This is a genomic window from Manganibacter manganicus (genome assembly GCF_002075885.1).
Classification (GTDB): domain Bacteria; phylum Pseudomonadota; class Alphaproteobacteria; order Rhizobiales; family Rhizobiaceae; genus Mesorhizobium; species Mesorhizobium manganicum.
The window spans coordinates 1-13,577 of record NZ_MDET01000014.1 but is presented as its reverse complement, the minus strand read 5'-3'; the positions used below and the strand labels follow the sequence as shown (position 1 = coordinate 13,577).

14 protein-coding genes and 3 pseudogenes are annotated in these 13,577 nt (G+C 61.6%); 9 read left to right on the top strand and 8 right to left on the bottom strand.

All coding sequences use genetic code 11. From position 1 onward, the window contains the following. Window positions 1-81 precede the first annotated feature (81 nt). Entirely contained in the window at window positions 82-549 is a 468-nt protein-coding gene (locus BFN67_RS10890; protein WP_342587446.1) for an anthrone oxygenase family protein, read from the top strand. Between the two features lie 179 nt (window positions 550-728). Here BFN67_RS10890 and BFN67_RS10885 read toward each other — a convergent pair whose 3' ends face one another. Beyond that, a complete protein-coding gene (locus BFN67_RS10885) occupies window positions 729-1,025 on the bottom strand; it encodes a putative quinol monooxygenase (RefSeq protein ID WP_080919650.1) in 297 nt (98 codons plus the stop codon). 97 nt (window positions 1,026-1,122) lie between these two features. Between BFN67_RS10885 and BFN67_RS10880 the strand changes: the two genes are divergently transcribed. Further along, window positions 1,123-2,025, top strand: a complete 903-nt coding sequence (locus BFN67_RS10880; RefSeq protein ID WP_080919649.1) for a LysR family transcriptional regulator — start codon at window positions 1,123-1,125, stop codon at window positions 2,023-2,025. A 319-nt stretch (window positions 2,026-2,344) separates the two neighbouring features. Here BFN67_RS10880 and BFN67_RS10870 read toward each other — a convergent pair whose 3' ends face one another. The 4 genes and pseudogenes from BFN67_RS10870 to BFN67_RS10855 form a co-directional block, all read right to left on the bottom strand. Beyond that, window positions 2,345-2,911 (bottom strand): TetR/AcrR family transcriptional regulator, encoded by a 567-nt coding sequence (locus BFN67_RS10870; RefSeq protein WP_080919648.1) that lies wholly within the window; start codon window positions 2,909-2,911, stop codon window positions 2,345-2,347. Continuing rightward, window positions 2,912-3,388 carry a nuclear transport factor 2 family protein gene (locus BFN67_RS10865; RefSeq protein WP_080919647.1) on the bottom strand — a complete coding sequence of 159 codons (477 nt, stop codon included), beginning with the start codon at window positions 3,386-3,388 and terminating at the stop codon, window positions 2,912-2,914. 78 nt (window positions 3,389-3,466) lie between these two features. After that, window positions 3,467-3,574 (bottom strand): annotated as a pseudogene (locus BFN67_RS25220) (hypothetical protein); the annotation flags it as partial. Between the two features lie 162 nt (window positions 3,575-3,736). Continuing rightward, on the bottom strand, window positions 3,737-4,051 hold the full coding sequence (locus tag BFN67_RS10855; protein WP_204842153.1) for an ArsR/SmtB family transcription factor: 315 nt from the start codon (window positions 4,049-4,051) through the stop codon (window positions 3,737-3,739). 49 nt (window positions 4,052-4,100) lie between these two features. On the opposite strand from BFN67_RS10855, the gene BFN67_RS10850 reads away from it, so the two are divergent. Next, the gene (locus BFN67_RS10850) at window positions 4,101-4,919 is read left to right on the top strand and encodes an alpha/beta fold hydrolase (RefSeq protein ID WP_080919719.1); all 819 of its coding nucleotides are present in this window, start codon (window positions 4,101-4,103) and stop codon (window positions 4,917-4,919) included. Between the two features lie 31 nt (window positions 4,920-4,950). On the opposite strand, the pseudogene BFN67_RS25215 reads toward BFN67_RS10850, so the two are convergent. The 3 genes and pseudogenes from BFN67_RS25215 to BFN67_RS10835 all read right to left on the bottom strand — a co-directional run. Further along, window positions 4,951-5,196: pseudogene (locus BFN67_RS25215) on the bottom strand (ACT domain-containing protein); the annotation flags it as partial. Window positions 5,197-5,269: 73 nt separating this feature from the next. After that, entirely contained in the window at window positions 5,270-5,764 is a 495-nt protein-coding gene (locus BFN67_RS10840) for a GNAT family N-acetyltransferase (RefSeq protein ID WP_080919644.1), read from the bottom strand. A 361-nt stretch (window positions 5,765-6,125) separates the two neighbouring features. Continuing rightward, complete coding sequence (locus tag BFN67_RS10835) at window positions 6,126-6,440, bottom strand: EthD family reductase (protein WP_080919643.1); 315 nt, start codon at window positions 6,438-6,440, stop codon at window positions 6,126-6,128. 282 nt (window positions 6,441-6,722) lie between these two features. Here BFN67_RS10835 and BFN67_RS10830 point away from each other — a divergent pair, with 282 nt between their 5' ends. From BFN67_RS10830 to BFN67_RS10805, 6 genes and pseudogenes are all read left to right on the top strand, one after another. Then, window positions 6,723-7,310, top strand: coding sequence for a DUF6088 family protein (locus BFN67_RS10830; RefSeq protein ID WP_080919718.1), 588 nt, complete (start codon window positions 6,723-6,725; stop codon window positions 7,308-7,310). Further along, window positions 7,303-8,364, top strand: a complete 1,062-nt coding sequence (locus tag BFN67_RS10825) for a nucleotidyl transferase AbiEii/AbiGii toxin family protein (protein ID WP_080919642.1) — start codon at window positions 7,303-7,305, stop codon at window positions 8,362-8,364. The genes BFN67_RS10830 and BFN67_RS10825 overlap by 8 nt, the downstream gene beginning before the upstream one ends. Before the next feature lie 169 nt (window positions 8,365-8,533). Then, window positions 8,534-9,487, top strand: coding sequence for an ArdC family protein (locus tag BFN67_RS10820; RefSeq protein ID WP_080919641.1), 954 nt, complete (start codon window positions 8,534-8,536; stop codon window positions 9,485-9,487). Continuing rightward, window positions 9,487-10,434: a hypothetical protein gene (locus tag BFN67_RS10815; protein WP_080919640.1), complete on the top strand. Its 948-nt coding sequence runs from the start codon at window positions 9,487-9,489 to the stop codon at window positions 10,432-10,434. Before BFN67_RS10820 ends, BFN67_RS10815 begins: the two co-directional genes overlap by 1 nt. A gap of 165 nt (window positions 10,435-10,599) precedes the next feature. Then, on the top strand, window positions 10,600-12,756 hold the full coding sequence (locus BFN67_RS10810) for a ParB/RepB/Spo0J family partition protein (RefSeq protein ID WP_192856805.1): 2,157 nt from the start codon (window positions 10,600-10,602) through the stop codon (window positions 12,754-12,756). 527 nt (window positions 12,757-13,283) lie between these two features. Next, a pseudogene (locus BFN67_RS10805) lies at window positions 13,284-13,577 on the top strand (IS21 family transposase); the annotation flags it as partial.

The window sequence follows — 13,577 nt, the reverse complement described above, 5'->3', positions numbered from 1 at the left end:
GGGGCCCACCGGCTCGACCGTTCCGCCAATGCGGCCGTCACAACAGCAGCATCAACGTCAAGCGAGGCAGTAATGTTTTCAATGCTCATTTCCACGATTACTTTGCTCGCCCTGCTCGGCAGCGGTATGATGGCAGGCCTGTTTTTTGCTTATTCGAACTCGGTCATGCCGGCACTGGCGAGGATGCCAGGCCCGCAAGGCATGACAGCAATGAACCACGTCAACGTGATCATCCAGAATCCGCTATTTCTGTCGATCTTCATGGGGACGGCAGTGATCATGTTCATGCTGATCGTCGCCGCGTTGCTTGGTTGGATCAGCCGGCCTGCCTGGATCCTGACCGGTGCAGTGCTCTACCTCGTCGGCAATATCGCCGTTACCGTGAGCATCAACGTGCCAATGAACGATGCGTTGGCTGCGGCCAATCCGGCTGGCGCCGACGGTGCGGCACTCTGGGCAGCATTTCTCGATCGCTGGGTGTTCTGGAACCATGTGCGGGCGTTGGCATGCACCGGAGCGCTCGGGGCGTTCGCGATGGCGATAAAGTAGTTCAGGCTACAGTCGGACCATGCGAGCTGGTATATTCGGCGTTATCGAGACCATGCTCATATGGAGGCGGGCTTGGTCTGTGCAGATATACCACCGGCAAGATGCTCCGGTGCTTCGCGATGACGGCGAACCTCATGTCCTTCCCTCTTCGCGAAGCAGGCCGCCGCCAGCCGGAAGCGTTACGTCGTCTGCTGGAAAAACCTGAGGTCCATCTCGTTTGCCAGCAATGTAGGGGCAGCCTTCAGGAAATCTTTCAGGTACGACGTCTCGAAATGAAGGTCGAGGTCCTGCTTCGAACGCCAGTTCTCATAGAGCATCCACGTATCGTCACCATCGGTCGCGCGATGGAGCAGATAGTCGATATTGCCGGCTTCAGCCCGTGTCGGTTCGATCAGGGCCTTGAGCCTTGAGCCGAGCTCTTCACTACGACCAGGCTTGGCCTTGAGCATGGCCACGAGGGTAAGTTGTTCAGACATTGTGAGCTCCTTTGACGTTGCGAGATCCTGTTTACTCCCCCGCAAAAGGCGTGATAATACGAACAATCATTAATGGATTAATTAGCTGGATTACACAGTGCGTCCGTCACTCACCGACCTCGCGGTCTTCGTTCGCGTGGCTGAGCTCCGCAGTTTCAGGCAGGCGGCAGATGAGCGGGGTGTGACCCCGTCATCGTTAAGTCAGACCGTCAAACGTCTGGAGGATGATATGGGCGTCCGTTTGCTTCATCGTACCACCAGAAGCGTTACACCCACCCAAGCGGGTGTGGCACTTCTCGACGGCCTGGTTCCAGCGCTGGAAGCCATTTCACGAACGGTCGATACCGTCGCCGCGCAGTCCGCCGAGCCCATCGGCAGACTTCGAATAAACGCTCCGCCGCCGGCGGCCTATCTCGTGTTTGCGCCGCTCATCGCGGAGTTTCTCGAGCGCCACCCAAGGATCGAGCTCGACCTGTCGGTCAACGACGGGCTTATCGATGTCTTCGAAGCAGGTTTCGATGCCGGCATCCGATTCGAGGAGAGCCTGTCCCAGGATATGATCGCGGTTCCTCTGGATCTTCCCATGCGTATGATCGCGGTTGCATCCCCTCGATACCTTGAAAGCCGAGCTGAAATCGTCAAGCCGACCGACCTGACGGCAAATCACAGGTTGATCCGCCATCGATTTCCGAACGGATCCATCTTTTCGTGGGTTTTTGAACGGGAAGGTCAATCCTATACAATCGCTCCGACCGGACCACTCACCGTCGATGACGCCGCGGTCGAACGTCAGGCAGCTATCGATGGCGCCGGGATTGCCTTCATGTTCGAAGGCTATGTGGCAGATGCCATATCACTTGGGCGCCTCGTGCCGGTGCTGGGTGAGTGGTGCCCGTCCTTTGCGGGGCCGTTCCTGTATTACTCAAGCCGACGCCACGTTCCTGCCCCTTTGAGCGCGCTGATTTCCTTCCTTCGTGCGCGTGTACCGCATCTGCGGTAATATTCGCGACTCATAATATATGCCTCCCGGAGACCCTGGATCACAAAATCCTGCCCCAGAGGAATTCCCTTTATGGTTCCGGCCCCCTAGGAACAGGCGTGGCTTCACCTCTCTGTCGGTCAAAGTCTAAGTCGCCGGTGCGCAAACGACCGCTCACGACCAGAAACAATTCGTCCTCGTCGTCATGTTGATACCAATGGAACTTGCCGGAAAATTTCGCCAGTTTCACATAGGAGTCATTCAGCTCCCCGGCGATCTTCGGACTCCAATAGTCGTTGAAACGACCGACCCCCTCGGCAAGATGGATCTTCTGTATTGCCTATTCCTTCCATACGAGAGTGCGCGCCTGTATCCGCTGCATGGCGCGCTCGAATGCCGCGCGATCGTCCAGCGAACGGGCAATGACAATAGCGCCCTGGATGCCGAGAACGGCGTCCTCGGCCAGCGCCACGGCCATGCTGTCCGAAGCGCCCGCATGGCGTAGCGCCAGTGCAAGCGCCTCGATCCAGCGCGCGAAATATCCACCGACCGCAGCACCGAAGCGATTCCGGGCATCGGTCAGGGCAAAGGCCCCGACCAGGCACACGCGGCCGCCAGACCGGAAATAGGTCGTGACGGCATCGAACATCTGTCCGATCGCCAGCTCCGCGTCGTCGGCTTGGCGCAGCGGTTCAAAGATGTGCTGCTCAAACCACCCATCGACCTCGGCAAGCACGGCGGCCGCCATATCCTCCTTTCCTCCCGGAAAGAAATGATAGAGGCTTCCGCGACCGAAACCCGTCTTGTCATGGATGCGCGAGATCGTCGCACCTTCATAACCATGCTCGCGGAATACCTCGGCGAGCAACGGGATCACATCAGCCTTTTCAGCAACGACACGCGGCAACTACAACCCCAGCTCGCTCAGCCCCGGATGATCGTCCGGGCGACGCCCGAGCGGCCAATGGAACTTGCGTTCGGTTTCCTTGATCGGCAGATCGTTGATGCAGGCAAAACGGTTTGCCATGAGGCCGTTTTCATCGAACTCCCAATTCTCATTACCATAGGAGCGGAACCAGTTGCCGCTATCGTCGTGCCATTCATAGGCATACCGCACGGCAATGCGATTACCACCGAAGGCCCAAAGCTCCTTGATGAGCCGGTAATCCAGCTCCTTGGCCCATTTGCGGGTCAAGAATGCCACGACCTCCGGCCGGCCGGTCGCAAATTCGGTGCGGTTTCGCCATCTGGTGCCTTCGGTATAGGCCAGCGAAACCTTTTCCGGGTTACGGCCGTTCCAGCCGTCTTCGGCGAGACGAACCTTTTGAGTGGCAGACTCGGCTGTGAACGGGGGCAAGGGCGGGCGGGATTCGGCAGATGGCATGATTTGACCTTTCGTTCCAGAGTGTAACGATCGTTCAAATATCATCCGAGATTTTTCCTCGCAAGTCCGATTATGCTCGCGTCTGCGAACGTCAATTTCGAGCCGGTCGGCTGGCGACAGGTGATAATGACGGATCAGACTGTCCTCGTCAGTCGGGATGTCGAAAAGCGCCTGCCGATCTTGAATTTTGAGAAGCGTCCGCTTGTCTGCGGGAACAAATCTTGTTCCGACCCCTGAAGGTCCGTAGTCGTAAATATCCTGAACGCCGCCTCACGTTCCCCTGAAAAATCAGCGCCAGGGATTTTGTCGCAAAACTTAAGAATTATGCGACAGCAGCTAACGGCAGACCTACCCCGTCGAAGAAAGCTCGGTTCCCAGCCAATCTAGATATTCCCTAATGGCGGCCTCATCCCGTTTGCAATACGACCATTTCAGGTGCTTCCGCACCGTGATGAAGCCTGCTTGTTTGAGGATTTCCAGATGCCGACTCGCCGTAGGCTGTGCAACGGCTAAGGCCTCGGCAATCAATGTCATGCAGACGCCGAACTCGACCGGATCGGCGGACCATTGATGGCCGAAATGCTTTTGCGGTTCCGCCAGCAGTCGGAGGACCGTTAGGCGCTGCTCGCTCGCCATGGCCTTGATTTGGGTTGCTCTGTCCATGTTTTCTATCATATAGTCATTTAGCTAAATTACAATGCGAGTCGTTATCATGCTGGACCTGCCCAACACCACGATCATCGAAGGAAATGCCGTTCGTTGGGGTAAGATTGGGAACGGGCCGCCACTGGTGGCGCTTCATGGGACACCCTTTTCCTCGCAAGTCTGGCGCAGAATCGTGCCGCAGCTCGCCGACCGTAGGACGATCTACTATTTCGATCTGGTCGGCTACGGGCTGTCGGAGATGCGCGAGGGGCAAGACGTGTCTCTGGCTGTGCAGAACAAGACCCTCGCCAGCCTGTTTGCGGAATGGGGCCTCGAACGTCCTGACGTGCTGGCGCACGACTTCGGCGGGGCCACGGCACTGCGCGCCTACTACCTGAATGGCTTACGTTATAGCTCCTTGACGATCTTTGACGCCGTTGCCCTCGCTCCTTGGGGTTCTGCTTTGGTCCAGCATGTCCGCAACCATGAAGCGGCCTTTTCCGGGATGCCGGATTACATGCACCGGGCGCTGTTGCGGGCCTACTTGCAAACGGCTGCCTATAATCCGCTGTCCGAACGGGCGCTGGAAATCTACAGCGCGCCGTGGCTCGGGCCGGTCGGCCAGCCCGCGTTCTATCGCCAAATCGCGCAGATGGATCAGAAATTCACCGATGAAGTCGAAGGGCGATACGGGCGGATGGACTGCCCCGTGACAGTTCTTTGGGGTCGGAACGACGAATGGATACCCTTTGAGAAGGGCGTGGCCCTAGCTGCGTCGATCTCCGACGCCGAGTGCATCCCCGTATCCGATTCCGGGCACCTCGTTCAGGAAGATAGGCCCGAGGCCATCGTGGCGGCCGTCCTGAAACGGCTCGACCAAGGGTGACGTATCCGCAAAGCTCTCCGTCAAATGTGCAGAGAACGAAAATCCCGATGCCATGACTGGAAAGCGGAGAAATCAGCGACTGCACAACTCCAGTGGTCTGAAAATCGAACGGCCCGATGGTGCGCAAGCATACCCAATCTCGCTCAGCCTCCACCTCCATTGGAACGCGCTCCTGATCGCATACGATCGTAAGTTCACCATCCGCCCGGATCATGGCTGACAAACCTGGCCCGGAGGCCCATCCGGGAAGTGCGGCATCGGGAGGCATGCGAGCCACGGCATATTGACCTGGGATAAGCCGAAGCTTCAGGGATAGTCGATTATTTGCCCTGCGGTCTTCTTCCTGTTGGTCAAGATTTTCGCAATTGCATTCCGAAAGACAGTCCCCCCGTGCGGTTCTTCACCTCCGTGCCGGGTACGCGCCAAAAGCCGACGCGCTCATAGAGCCGAATAGCGGGGTTCGAATCCCGGACATTAAGGCACAGGCCGACCCCGCGGCTTTTGGCTTCAAGAATAAGCTCTCCCAACAGCGCTTCGCCGATACCTTTGCCGCGCATGGTCAAGCCAACGCCTATGGATACCTCGGGAGTTCGATCATCGACAAAGAAGGCTGGCTCTTCGTGCAACGCAAACTGGCGCGCCCATGCCGCTCCGGCCGGCCGGCCATTCATTTCTGCCACATAGCCGAAATCGCATTCCCGCTTCCACTCGGCAAGATGGACTGCAACGGCTGGAATGCCCCTCGCGGTAGCCGCATCAGGCTCGTATGCCGCCACGGCAAGGAACGCCCATAGGTCGTCAAGATCTTCCTTTCGTGCAGGTCGAAGTAAAATCAATGGCATCATCCTGCGTGCGGATTCCGACGATCGTGTGCAGTTGGTGCACCAGATCGTCGGGTAAAGATATTGTTGCAAGCTCCAAAGCCCGGAAATTTCTCACGGTGCTGCTTGGGTCGCGGTATGCTAGGCCGCGGGAGCCGGACAAACGTGGCAACATTGCTACGCGCCTATGAAACAAGCGCACCGCCCGAAGGGCGAGGTTGCACAGCAAACGCCGCGACAACCGGCGGGCATCATGTTTCGGAAGAGCCAGATGCGTGAACTGATTATGCGCTTTCTTTGTATAGAGATAGCGCTCAAGTCCATTCAGAGTCTTCTTGCAAACAAACCGGTCCAGATCGCCTAGCCAAGGAAGCGCTCGAAGCCTCTAGTCTCCAACGATTTCGCTGATCTGCACGATGGGTGTGATGTCTGTATAGTTGGCGACGTCCGCGCTGATCTCCGCGCGGTGGGGACTGAGCGCCTCTTGGAATGTCTCCAGGGTCGGCGAGTAGACGTGGCACGCCGCGACGAACTCCGGCGCGCTTTCAGGCTCGCGACCCGCAAGGCCCTTATCGATCTCGTAGCGCAGGCACGCATCGCCGAGCCGTTCCTGGATCAGTGGCATATGGCGAGTGCGGTAGTACTCGTGATCGAACTTCGAGCCGCCATCGGCCGGATAGTAGACGCTCATCTTGATCATGGTCTGGCTCCTGTCTGAACACGCTCTCCGAGGAATCTTTCTAGGCCAACGACTCGTAAAGTGCATCCAGATTTTGGCTGAAGCAGGCGTGCCACCCTTGAATACAAGATGCTGGCCGAGCGGCGCTGCATAGAGGGTCGCCAGAGCCCAAACGACCCAAACATCCTTTGTGAACGCTCCACATTGAGTCTGCTCCAGAAATCATCGCCCTTGAATGTCAGAAAAACATGTACTATTTTCTGACGCATGAAAGCCACGTCCACATCGGTTCCCGATCGGATCATGAAGCGCGCCCGCTCCGCCGGGCGTGGCGGCGTCTTCACGCCCAGCGACTTTCTGGACATGGCGGGACGCGCGGCCGTCGACCAGGCGCTTTCACGACTGGTCAAGAGCGGCACGCTGCGTCGTCTGACCCGTGGCCTCTACGACTATCCCAAGCTTCATCCGAAGCTCGGCGCGCTCTCGCCCACGCCCGATGATGTCGCACAGGCATTGGCGCGTGAGACCGGATCGCATGTGCAGATCGCGGGCGCGCGGGCCGCAAACGCCCTTGGCCTCTCGACGCAGATGCCGGCAAAGAGCACTTACCTCACCGACGGGCCGTCCCGGCGCGTCGTCCTCGGCAAGCGCGTCGTGGACCTTCGGCACGCATCGCCCAAGCATCTGATCGCCCCCGGCAGTCCGGCGGGCACCGTCGTTCAGGCGCTCCGGCATGTCGGCCCCTTGCGCGCCACCGATGTCGCGCAGGTCGCCGCCTATCATCTGTCGGCGTCCGACAAGAAAGCCCTCGCGACCTCGGCCGTTCAGGCGCCGGCCTGGATGCGGCCCACGCTCGTCTCGATCGCCAGCATGGCAGGCGCCGATGGATAACGTCGCGCGCCTGCCAGCCCAGGACCGCGCCGCCCTCTTCGGGGAAACCGGCGCGACCCGAGACATGGCGAACACCATCGTCGAAAAGGACTTCTGGGTCTGCTGGACGCTGAAACGGCTGTTCGACGTGCAGGGCAAGGACACCGCCTCGCTCGTCTTCAAGGGCGGCACGTCGCTCTCCAAAGCCTTCAACGCCATCCGCCGCTTTTCCGAGGACATTGACCTGTCCTTCGACCGCGCCGACCTCGGCTATACCGGCGATCGCGATCCCGAGAAGGACGGCCTCAGCAAGAAGAAGGCCGGCCAGATCATCGAAGATCTCGTGAGCGACGTGGAGCAGCATATCGCCGAGAAGCTGATGCCAGCGCTGCACGCCGCGATCGTCGAGCATCTGGGCGAGCCCGCCGATAGCGCGTGGTCGCTCGAAATCGATCCGAACGACGCGCAGACGGTGAACTTCCACTATCCGACGGCGCTGCCGCCGACCGAATATGAGAGCATCGGCTACATCACGCCGCGGGTGAAGCTGGAGCTTGGCGCGCGCGGCGATCCCTGGCCGACCGAGGAAAAGACCATCCACCCCTATTCGGCGGAGGATTTTCCCGACTTCTTCAGCGCGCCCGATGTCGTCGTGACCGTCCTGTCCGCGCGTCGCACCTTCTGGGAAAAGGCCACGGCGCTCCATGCCGAGGCGCATCGCCCGGCAGATTCGGCGATACCTCAATATTTCTCGCGCCATTACTACGATCTCGCGATGCTGCTCGACACGGCGGAAGGACAGGCGGCGGCGTCGGACTTCGAGCTTCTGGCGCAGGTCGCCAAGCACAAGGCGACATTCTTCCGGTCGGGCTGGGCCAGCTACGATACCGCGAAACCGGGAACGCTGCGCCTGACGCCGGACCCGACCCGCATCAAGGACTTGCAGGCCGATTACAGGGCGATGGCGCCGATGATGTTCGACGAGCGGCCGCCGGCCTTCGATGCGATCCTGACCACGCTCGGAAACCTTCAGGAGACGATCAACAGCCAAGGTGCCGGAAACGGAGCGGCTTGAAAGCGTGATGAGGGGAAAGCCTTCCCCTGCGGCCGAGCCATGGTCTCGGCCGACCCCTTCTGCGGGGAGACCCCGCAACGCCCCTTGAGAGTGAGAGTGCGGATCGGGTTTGCCGTGACGGGTAGATAGCCGGAGGAGAGTCTTCCGGCGCCCGTCGCGGAGAACCGCGATGTCCAGATATGACCGCACCCCTCGCACCGGCGCTGACCGGACGAACCTCTATGACGAAATCACCGACAAGATCATCGCCGAGCTGGAAGCCAGCCGCGTCCCGTGGGTGCAGCCCTGGGGAACCTCGGCCGCCCAGGCGCCGCTCGGCCTGCCGAAGAACGCCGCGACCGGCCGAAGCTATAGCGGCATCAATGTCCTGATCCTCTGGGGCGCCGTCGTCGAGCATGGCTTCCCCGGTCAGGGCTGGCTCACTTTTCGGCAGGCCCTCTCGCTCGGCGGCCATGTCCGCAAGGGCGAGCGCGGCACCACCGTCGTCTATGCCGATCGCTTCACGCCGGAGAACGAGAAGCGCCGCGCCTTCGAGGCCGGCGAGAAAGCGCAGGCTATTCCGTTCCTGAAACGCTTCACGGTGTTCAACACGGCGCAATGCGACGAGCTGCCCGACGACATCGAGGCGGCCACGCCTCCGCCACCGCCCGGCATGATCGAGCTCCAGGTCGAGGCACTCATCAACGCGACCGGCATCGACTTCCGCATCGGCGGCGACAAGGCCTTCTACGTTCCGGCGCTCGACTATGTGCAGGTGCCGCCGCCGGCCGCCTATTTCGAGCCGATCAACTGGCACCGGACGGTACTGCACGAACTCGGTCACGCCAGCGGCGCAGCGCACCGGTTGAACCGGAATCTCTCCGGCTCTTTCGGCTCGAAGCTCTATTCGGTCGAGGAGATCACGGCCGAATTGATCTCAGCATTCTGCTGCGCTTCGCTCGGCATCGTCCCGACCGTGCGCCATGCCGACTATATCGGCTCCTGGCTGGAAGTTCTGCGCGAGGACAATCGCGCCATCGTCCGCGCCGCTTCGCAGGCGAGCAAGGCGGCGGACTGGCTCCTGTCCTTCCTGCCGGGCGCCGAGCGTCTTCCCGACACCGACGATATGCGGAGGGCCGCGTGATGAACGCGCTCGCTTTTCCCGGCTTCGCGCCCGATCCCAGCCTCGCCGCCGACATACAGTTGCGCGTACTCAGTCTCGGTGCGGGCGTCCAGTCCACCACGCTCGCCCTGATGGCCGCTCATGGTGAAATCGGCCCCATGCCGGATTGTGCGATTTTCGCCGACACCGGCTGGGAATCCAAAGCGGTCTATGAGCATCTCGCCTGGCTCAGAACACCCAACGTCCTGCCGTTCCCCGTCCATATCGTGTCAGCCGGGAATTTGCGTGCAGACCTCATTGCCGCCTCGCGCGGTGAACGATGGGCTTCGATCCCGGCTTTCACCCGCACGGTCACGCCGGCCGGCTCCGAGCTACCCGTCTATGATGAGGACGAGAACGGCGACCTCGTTCCCGTCGGCTCCCGCATTCTCAGAACCGAGCGCATCGGTGTCGGCATGATCCGCCGACAATGCACCTCTTCCTACAAGATCGTGCCGATCCGCCGGAAGGTGCGCGATCTGCTCGGCATAGCCGGACGGCGCTCGCCCGGATCGCCGGTCGCCGAGCAATGGATCGGCATTTCACTCGACGAGGCGCTGCGCATGAAGCCGTCGTTCGAGGACTGGCAGGTCAACCGCTGGCCGCTGATCGAGCGAGGCATGACCCGGCACGACTGCCTGCGCTGGCTGGAGCGTCATGACTATCCCCGGCCGCCCAAGAGCGCCTGCATCGGCTGTCCCTTTCATTCCGACGCGGCATGGCGGCGCCTGCGCGACCAAGATCCCGAGGCGTGGGATGACGCCGTGTCGCTCGACGCCACGATCCGCACTGGCCTGCGCGGCATTCGTGGCGAAGTCTATCTTCACCGCTCGGCCGTGCCGCTGAAGGAAGCGGACTTGGCGACGGCGGCCGACCACGGTCAGCTCGATCTCTGGCAGAACGAATGTGAGGGGATGTGCGGAATCTGATCGGCTGAAAGCCGGAAATACGGAAAGCCGAATGCGTGCGTCTGCGACAATCCCGCGAGCATGGTGCATGGCGCTGCCCTCCTAGAGTGAGAGGGCGGCGCTTCGCTTCGTGACGGATTGAGATCCGAGAGAGAGCCTCACGGAGTCCGTCATGGAGTGAAGACCATGGCCAAGGCCGCTGCCCGCAAGAAGAACTCGGTCGCCCCGATGATCGAGTTTTCCCGCACGCGCGATATTCCCTTCAACCGCATTCGGCTGTCGGAGAGCAACGTCCGCGAGATCGACGTCGAACAGGGCCTCGATGAGCTGACCCGGGACATCGACCGCCGCGAAGATCTCGTGATGGGCCTCAATGTCCATGCCGTCCTCGACGAGGCCGGCGCCGAGACCGGCGATTTCGAGACCCCGGCCGGCGGCAGGCGTTACCGCGCGATCGCCCGCCTGGTCGCGGCAGGCCGCTTCGCCGCCGACGGCTTGGTGCCCTGCCTGGTCAAGAAGGCCAATGCCAAGACCTCGGCCGTCGACGATTCCTACGCCGAGAACGTCATCCGGCTGGCGCTGCATCCGCTCGACCAGTTCAAGGCGTTCAAGCGCATGGTCGACGGCGGCATGTCCAAGGAGGAAGTCGCCGACGCCTATCGCACCACGCCGCGCTATATCGCCCAGCGGCTTCGGCTCGCCCGCGTCGCGCAGTCCCTGCTGGACGCCTATGCGCGCAGCGAGATGACACTGGCGATGCTGGAGGCGTTCACCGTCAACACGGATCATGCCCGTCAGGAGCAGGTTTGGGAGGCGATCCAGCGTTCGCACAATCGCCAGCCCTGGAATATTCGCGATCTTCTCACCGAGACGACCGTGCCGACCGACGACAAGCGTGCGCAGTTCGTCGGCGTCGAAGCCTATGAGCAGGCCGGCGGCGTGATGCTGCGCGATCTCTTCTCCGACGAGGATGAGGGCTGGCTGGAAAACCCCGCGCTGCTGGACCGGCTGGTCTCGGACAAGCTGAAGGGCATCGCCGATGAAGTCGCGGCCGAAGGCTGGAAGTGGATCGAGGTCGATACCGATCTGCCCTACGGCCATGATCGCGGCCTTCGCGTCCTGACCGGCACGTTCCCCGATCTGAGCGAGGAGGAGCGCGCCACCCGCGAGGCGCTGCGCGAGGAATATGAGCGGCTCGAGGCGCAACACGCCGATTACGACGAGTTGCCCGATGATATCGACGCGCGCCTCGGCGAGATCGAGGCCGCGCTGAGCACCTTCGAAAACCGCCCGGCGATCTATGACGCTGCCGAGATCGCCCGCGCGGGCGTCTTCATCAGTATCGACCGCGCCGGCGAGCTTGTCGTTGCGCGCGGCTACGCCCGTCCCGAGGACGAGGCGCCCGTCACCGTCGACGGCGAGGAGGATGCCGGCGACGGCGAGTCCGATGCCGAAGGCGGCGCGGTCGCGGCCCAAGCCAGCGTCCAGCGCGCCGTCATCACCATCGGCGGCGAGCCGGTGGATGCGGAGGAGGACGAGGATGACAGCATCAAGCCACTTCCCGAGCGACTGGTGATCGAACTTACCGCCCATCGCACGCTCGCGCTCCACGAGGCGCTTGCAAACAACCCGCATGTCGCGATGACGGCGCTCCTGCACCGCCTGGTGATGCAACGTTATCACTACTCCGCGCCGACCGGCTGCATGGAGATCTCCGTGCGCCAGCAGCGTTTCGGTGTGCAGGGCGCCGATCTCGGCGACACGCCCTCGGCCAAGGCCATCGACGAACGCTTCGACGCCTGGCAGGCCGATGTGCCCTCCGACGAAGGTGCGCTCTGGGACTGGATCGCCGCGCTCGACGACGCCAGCCGGATGGCGCTGTTGGCTCATTGCGTCAGCTATGGCGTCAACGCCCTCTACGAGCGGCCGAACCCCCACAGCGGTTCCGGCGTCTCGCAGTTCGGACTAGATCGTCGCCTCTCCGGTGCCGATCGCATCGCCCGCGCCACCGGCTTCGACATGGTGGTCGACGCCGGCTGGAGGCCCACGGTCGACAACTATCTCGGCCGCGTGACCAAGCCGCGCATTCTCGAAGCCGTCCGCGAAGGTGCGGGCGAGCGCGCCGCCCAGCTCATCAGCCATCTGAAGAAGGGCGACATAGCGAAGGAAGCCGAACGCCTGCTGGCCGAGACCGGCTGGCTCCCTGAGCCGCTGCGCATGGTGGAACACGACGAGCCGGCGACGAGCGGCGAAGGCGACGAGGCGCTGCCGGCCTTCCTCGCCGACGATGACGAGCTGTCCGACGAAGAGGACGAAGGTCTGCGCGCCATCGCCGCCGAATAGCGCACCGGCGCGGGACGGTTTCGGCCGTCTCGCGCATTCCTTCCCAACCCGTCCCTCCGCCCGGCCATCGCGCCTGACGTTCTCGTTTCAGGAGGCCATCATGGCTGGCTATTTCACCCATTTCTCGTGCCTGCTCGACGTCGGCACGCCCGATAACGCCGACCTAGCCCGGTCGGCCCAAAGCTGCGATTTTGGTCAACTCTCAGAGCGGACAGTGCTCAAAAGAGACTTGGCGGCAAGGTTGTCGCGAAAGTCCCCGTGAACCGCTAGACTTTTGCGCGTGACATTTGCGACGAGATTTGCCGAGCAATTTTAGCTTTGCGCGCTCTGGACCGGAAAGTCAGCATTTGGCGACACGACAAAGCGACAAATTACCTCTTGACTTAGAGCGCACTCTAACCCGTATGAGAGCGGCGGTGCAAAATTCGTCCACGGTAGCGGCGGGATAATCCCGCTGCGGGCGGCGTAAAACCCGGCCACCTATTTTCCTTCTGCAACGAGCGCAGGAGGGTTAGGGGATCTACACCGTGGAATTGTATCTGAAGGTTCGTCTGGCTTGCTCGGAAGGAATGAGCCGGCGTCAGGCTGCGAAGCATTTCAACATATCGCGCGACAGCGTGGCCAAGATGCTGTCGTATTCGACGCCGCCGGGCTATCGGCGCCGATCACCGATCCGGAGGCCGAAGCTGGACGCGTTCGTTGCGACCATCGATCGATGGCTGGATGAGGACGTGAAGGTTCCGCGCAAGCAGCGGCACACGGCCAAGCGTGTGTTCGACCGGCTTCGTGACGAATGCGGGTTCACCGGCGGCTACACGATC

Coding starts and splice junctions, on each gene's coding strand:
- BFN67_RS10850 (WP_080919719.1), top strand. CDS start 4,101: ATGCTGGACCTGCCCAACACCACGATCATCGAAGGAAATGCCGTTCGT.
- BFN67_RS10830 (WP_080919718.1), top strand. CDS start 6,723: ATGAAGCGCGCCCGCTCCGCCGGGCGTGGCGGCGTCTTCACGCCCAGC.
- BFN67_RS10840 (WP_080919644.1), bottom strand. CDS start 5,764: ATGATGCCATTGATTTTACTTCGACCTGCACGAAAGGAAGATCTTGAC.
- BFN67_RS10865 (WP_080919647.1), bottom strand. CDS start 3,388: ATGCCATCTGCCGAATCCCGCCCGCCCTTGCCCCCGTTCACAGCCGAG.
- BFN67_RS10820 (WP_080919641.1), top strand. CDS start 8,534: ATGTCCAGATATGACCGCACCCCTCGCACCGGCGCTGACCGGACGAAC.
- BFN67_RS10810 (WP_192856805.1), top strand. CDS start 10,600: ATGGCCAAGGCCGCTGCCCGCAAGAAGAACTCGGTCGCCCCGATGATC.
- BFN67_RS10890 (WP_342587446.1), top strand. CDS start 82: ATGCTCATTTCCACGATTACTTTGCTCGCCCTGCTCGGCAGCGGTATG.
- BFN67_RS10835 (WP_080919643.1), bottom strand. CDS start 6,440: ATGATCAAGATGAGCGTCTACTATCCGGCCGATGGCGGCTCGAAGTTC.
- BFN67_RS10815 (WP_080919640.1), top strand. CDS start 9,487: ATGAACGCGCTCGCTTTTCCCGGCTTCGCGCCCGATCCCAGCCTCGCC.
- BFN67_RS10855 (WP_204842153.1), bottom strand. CDS start 4,051: ATGGACAGAGCAACCCAAATCAAGGCCATGGCGAGCGAGCAGCGCCTA.
- BFN67_RS10885 (WP_080919650.1), bottom strand. CDS start 1,025: ATGTCTGAACAACTTACCCTCGTGGCCATGCTCAAGGCCAAGCCTGGT.
- BFN67_RS10825 (WP_080919642.1), top strand. CDS start 7,303: ATGGATAACGTCGCGCGCCTGCCAGCCCAGGACCGCGCCGCCCTCTTC.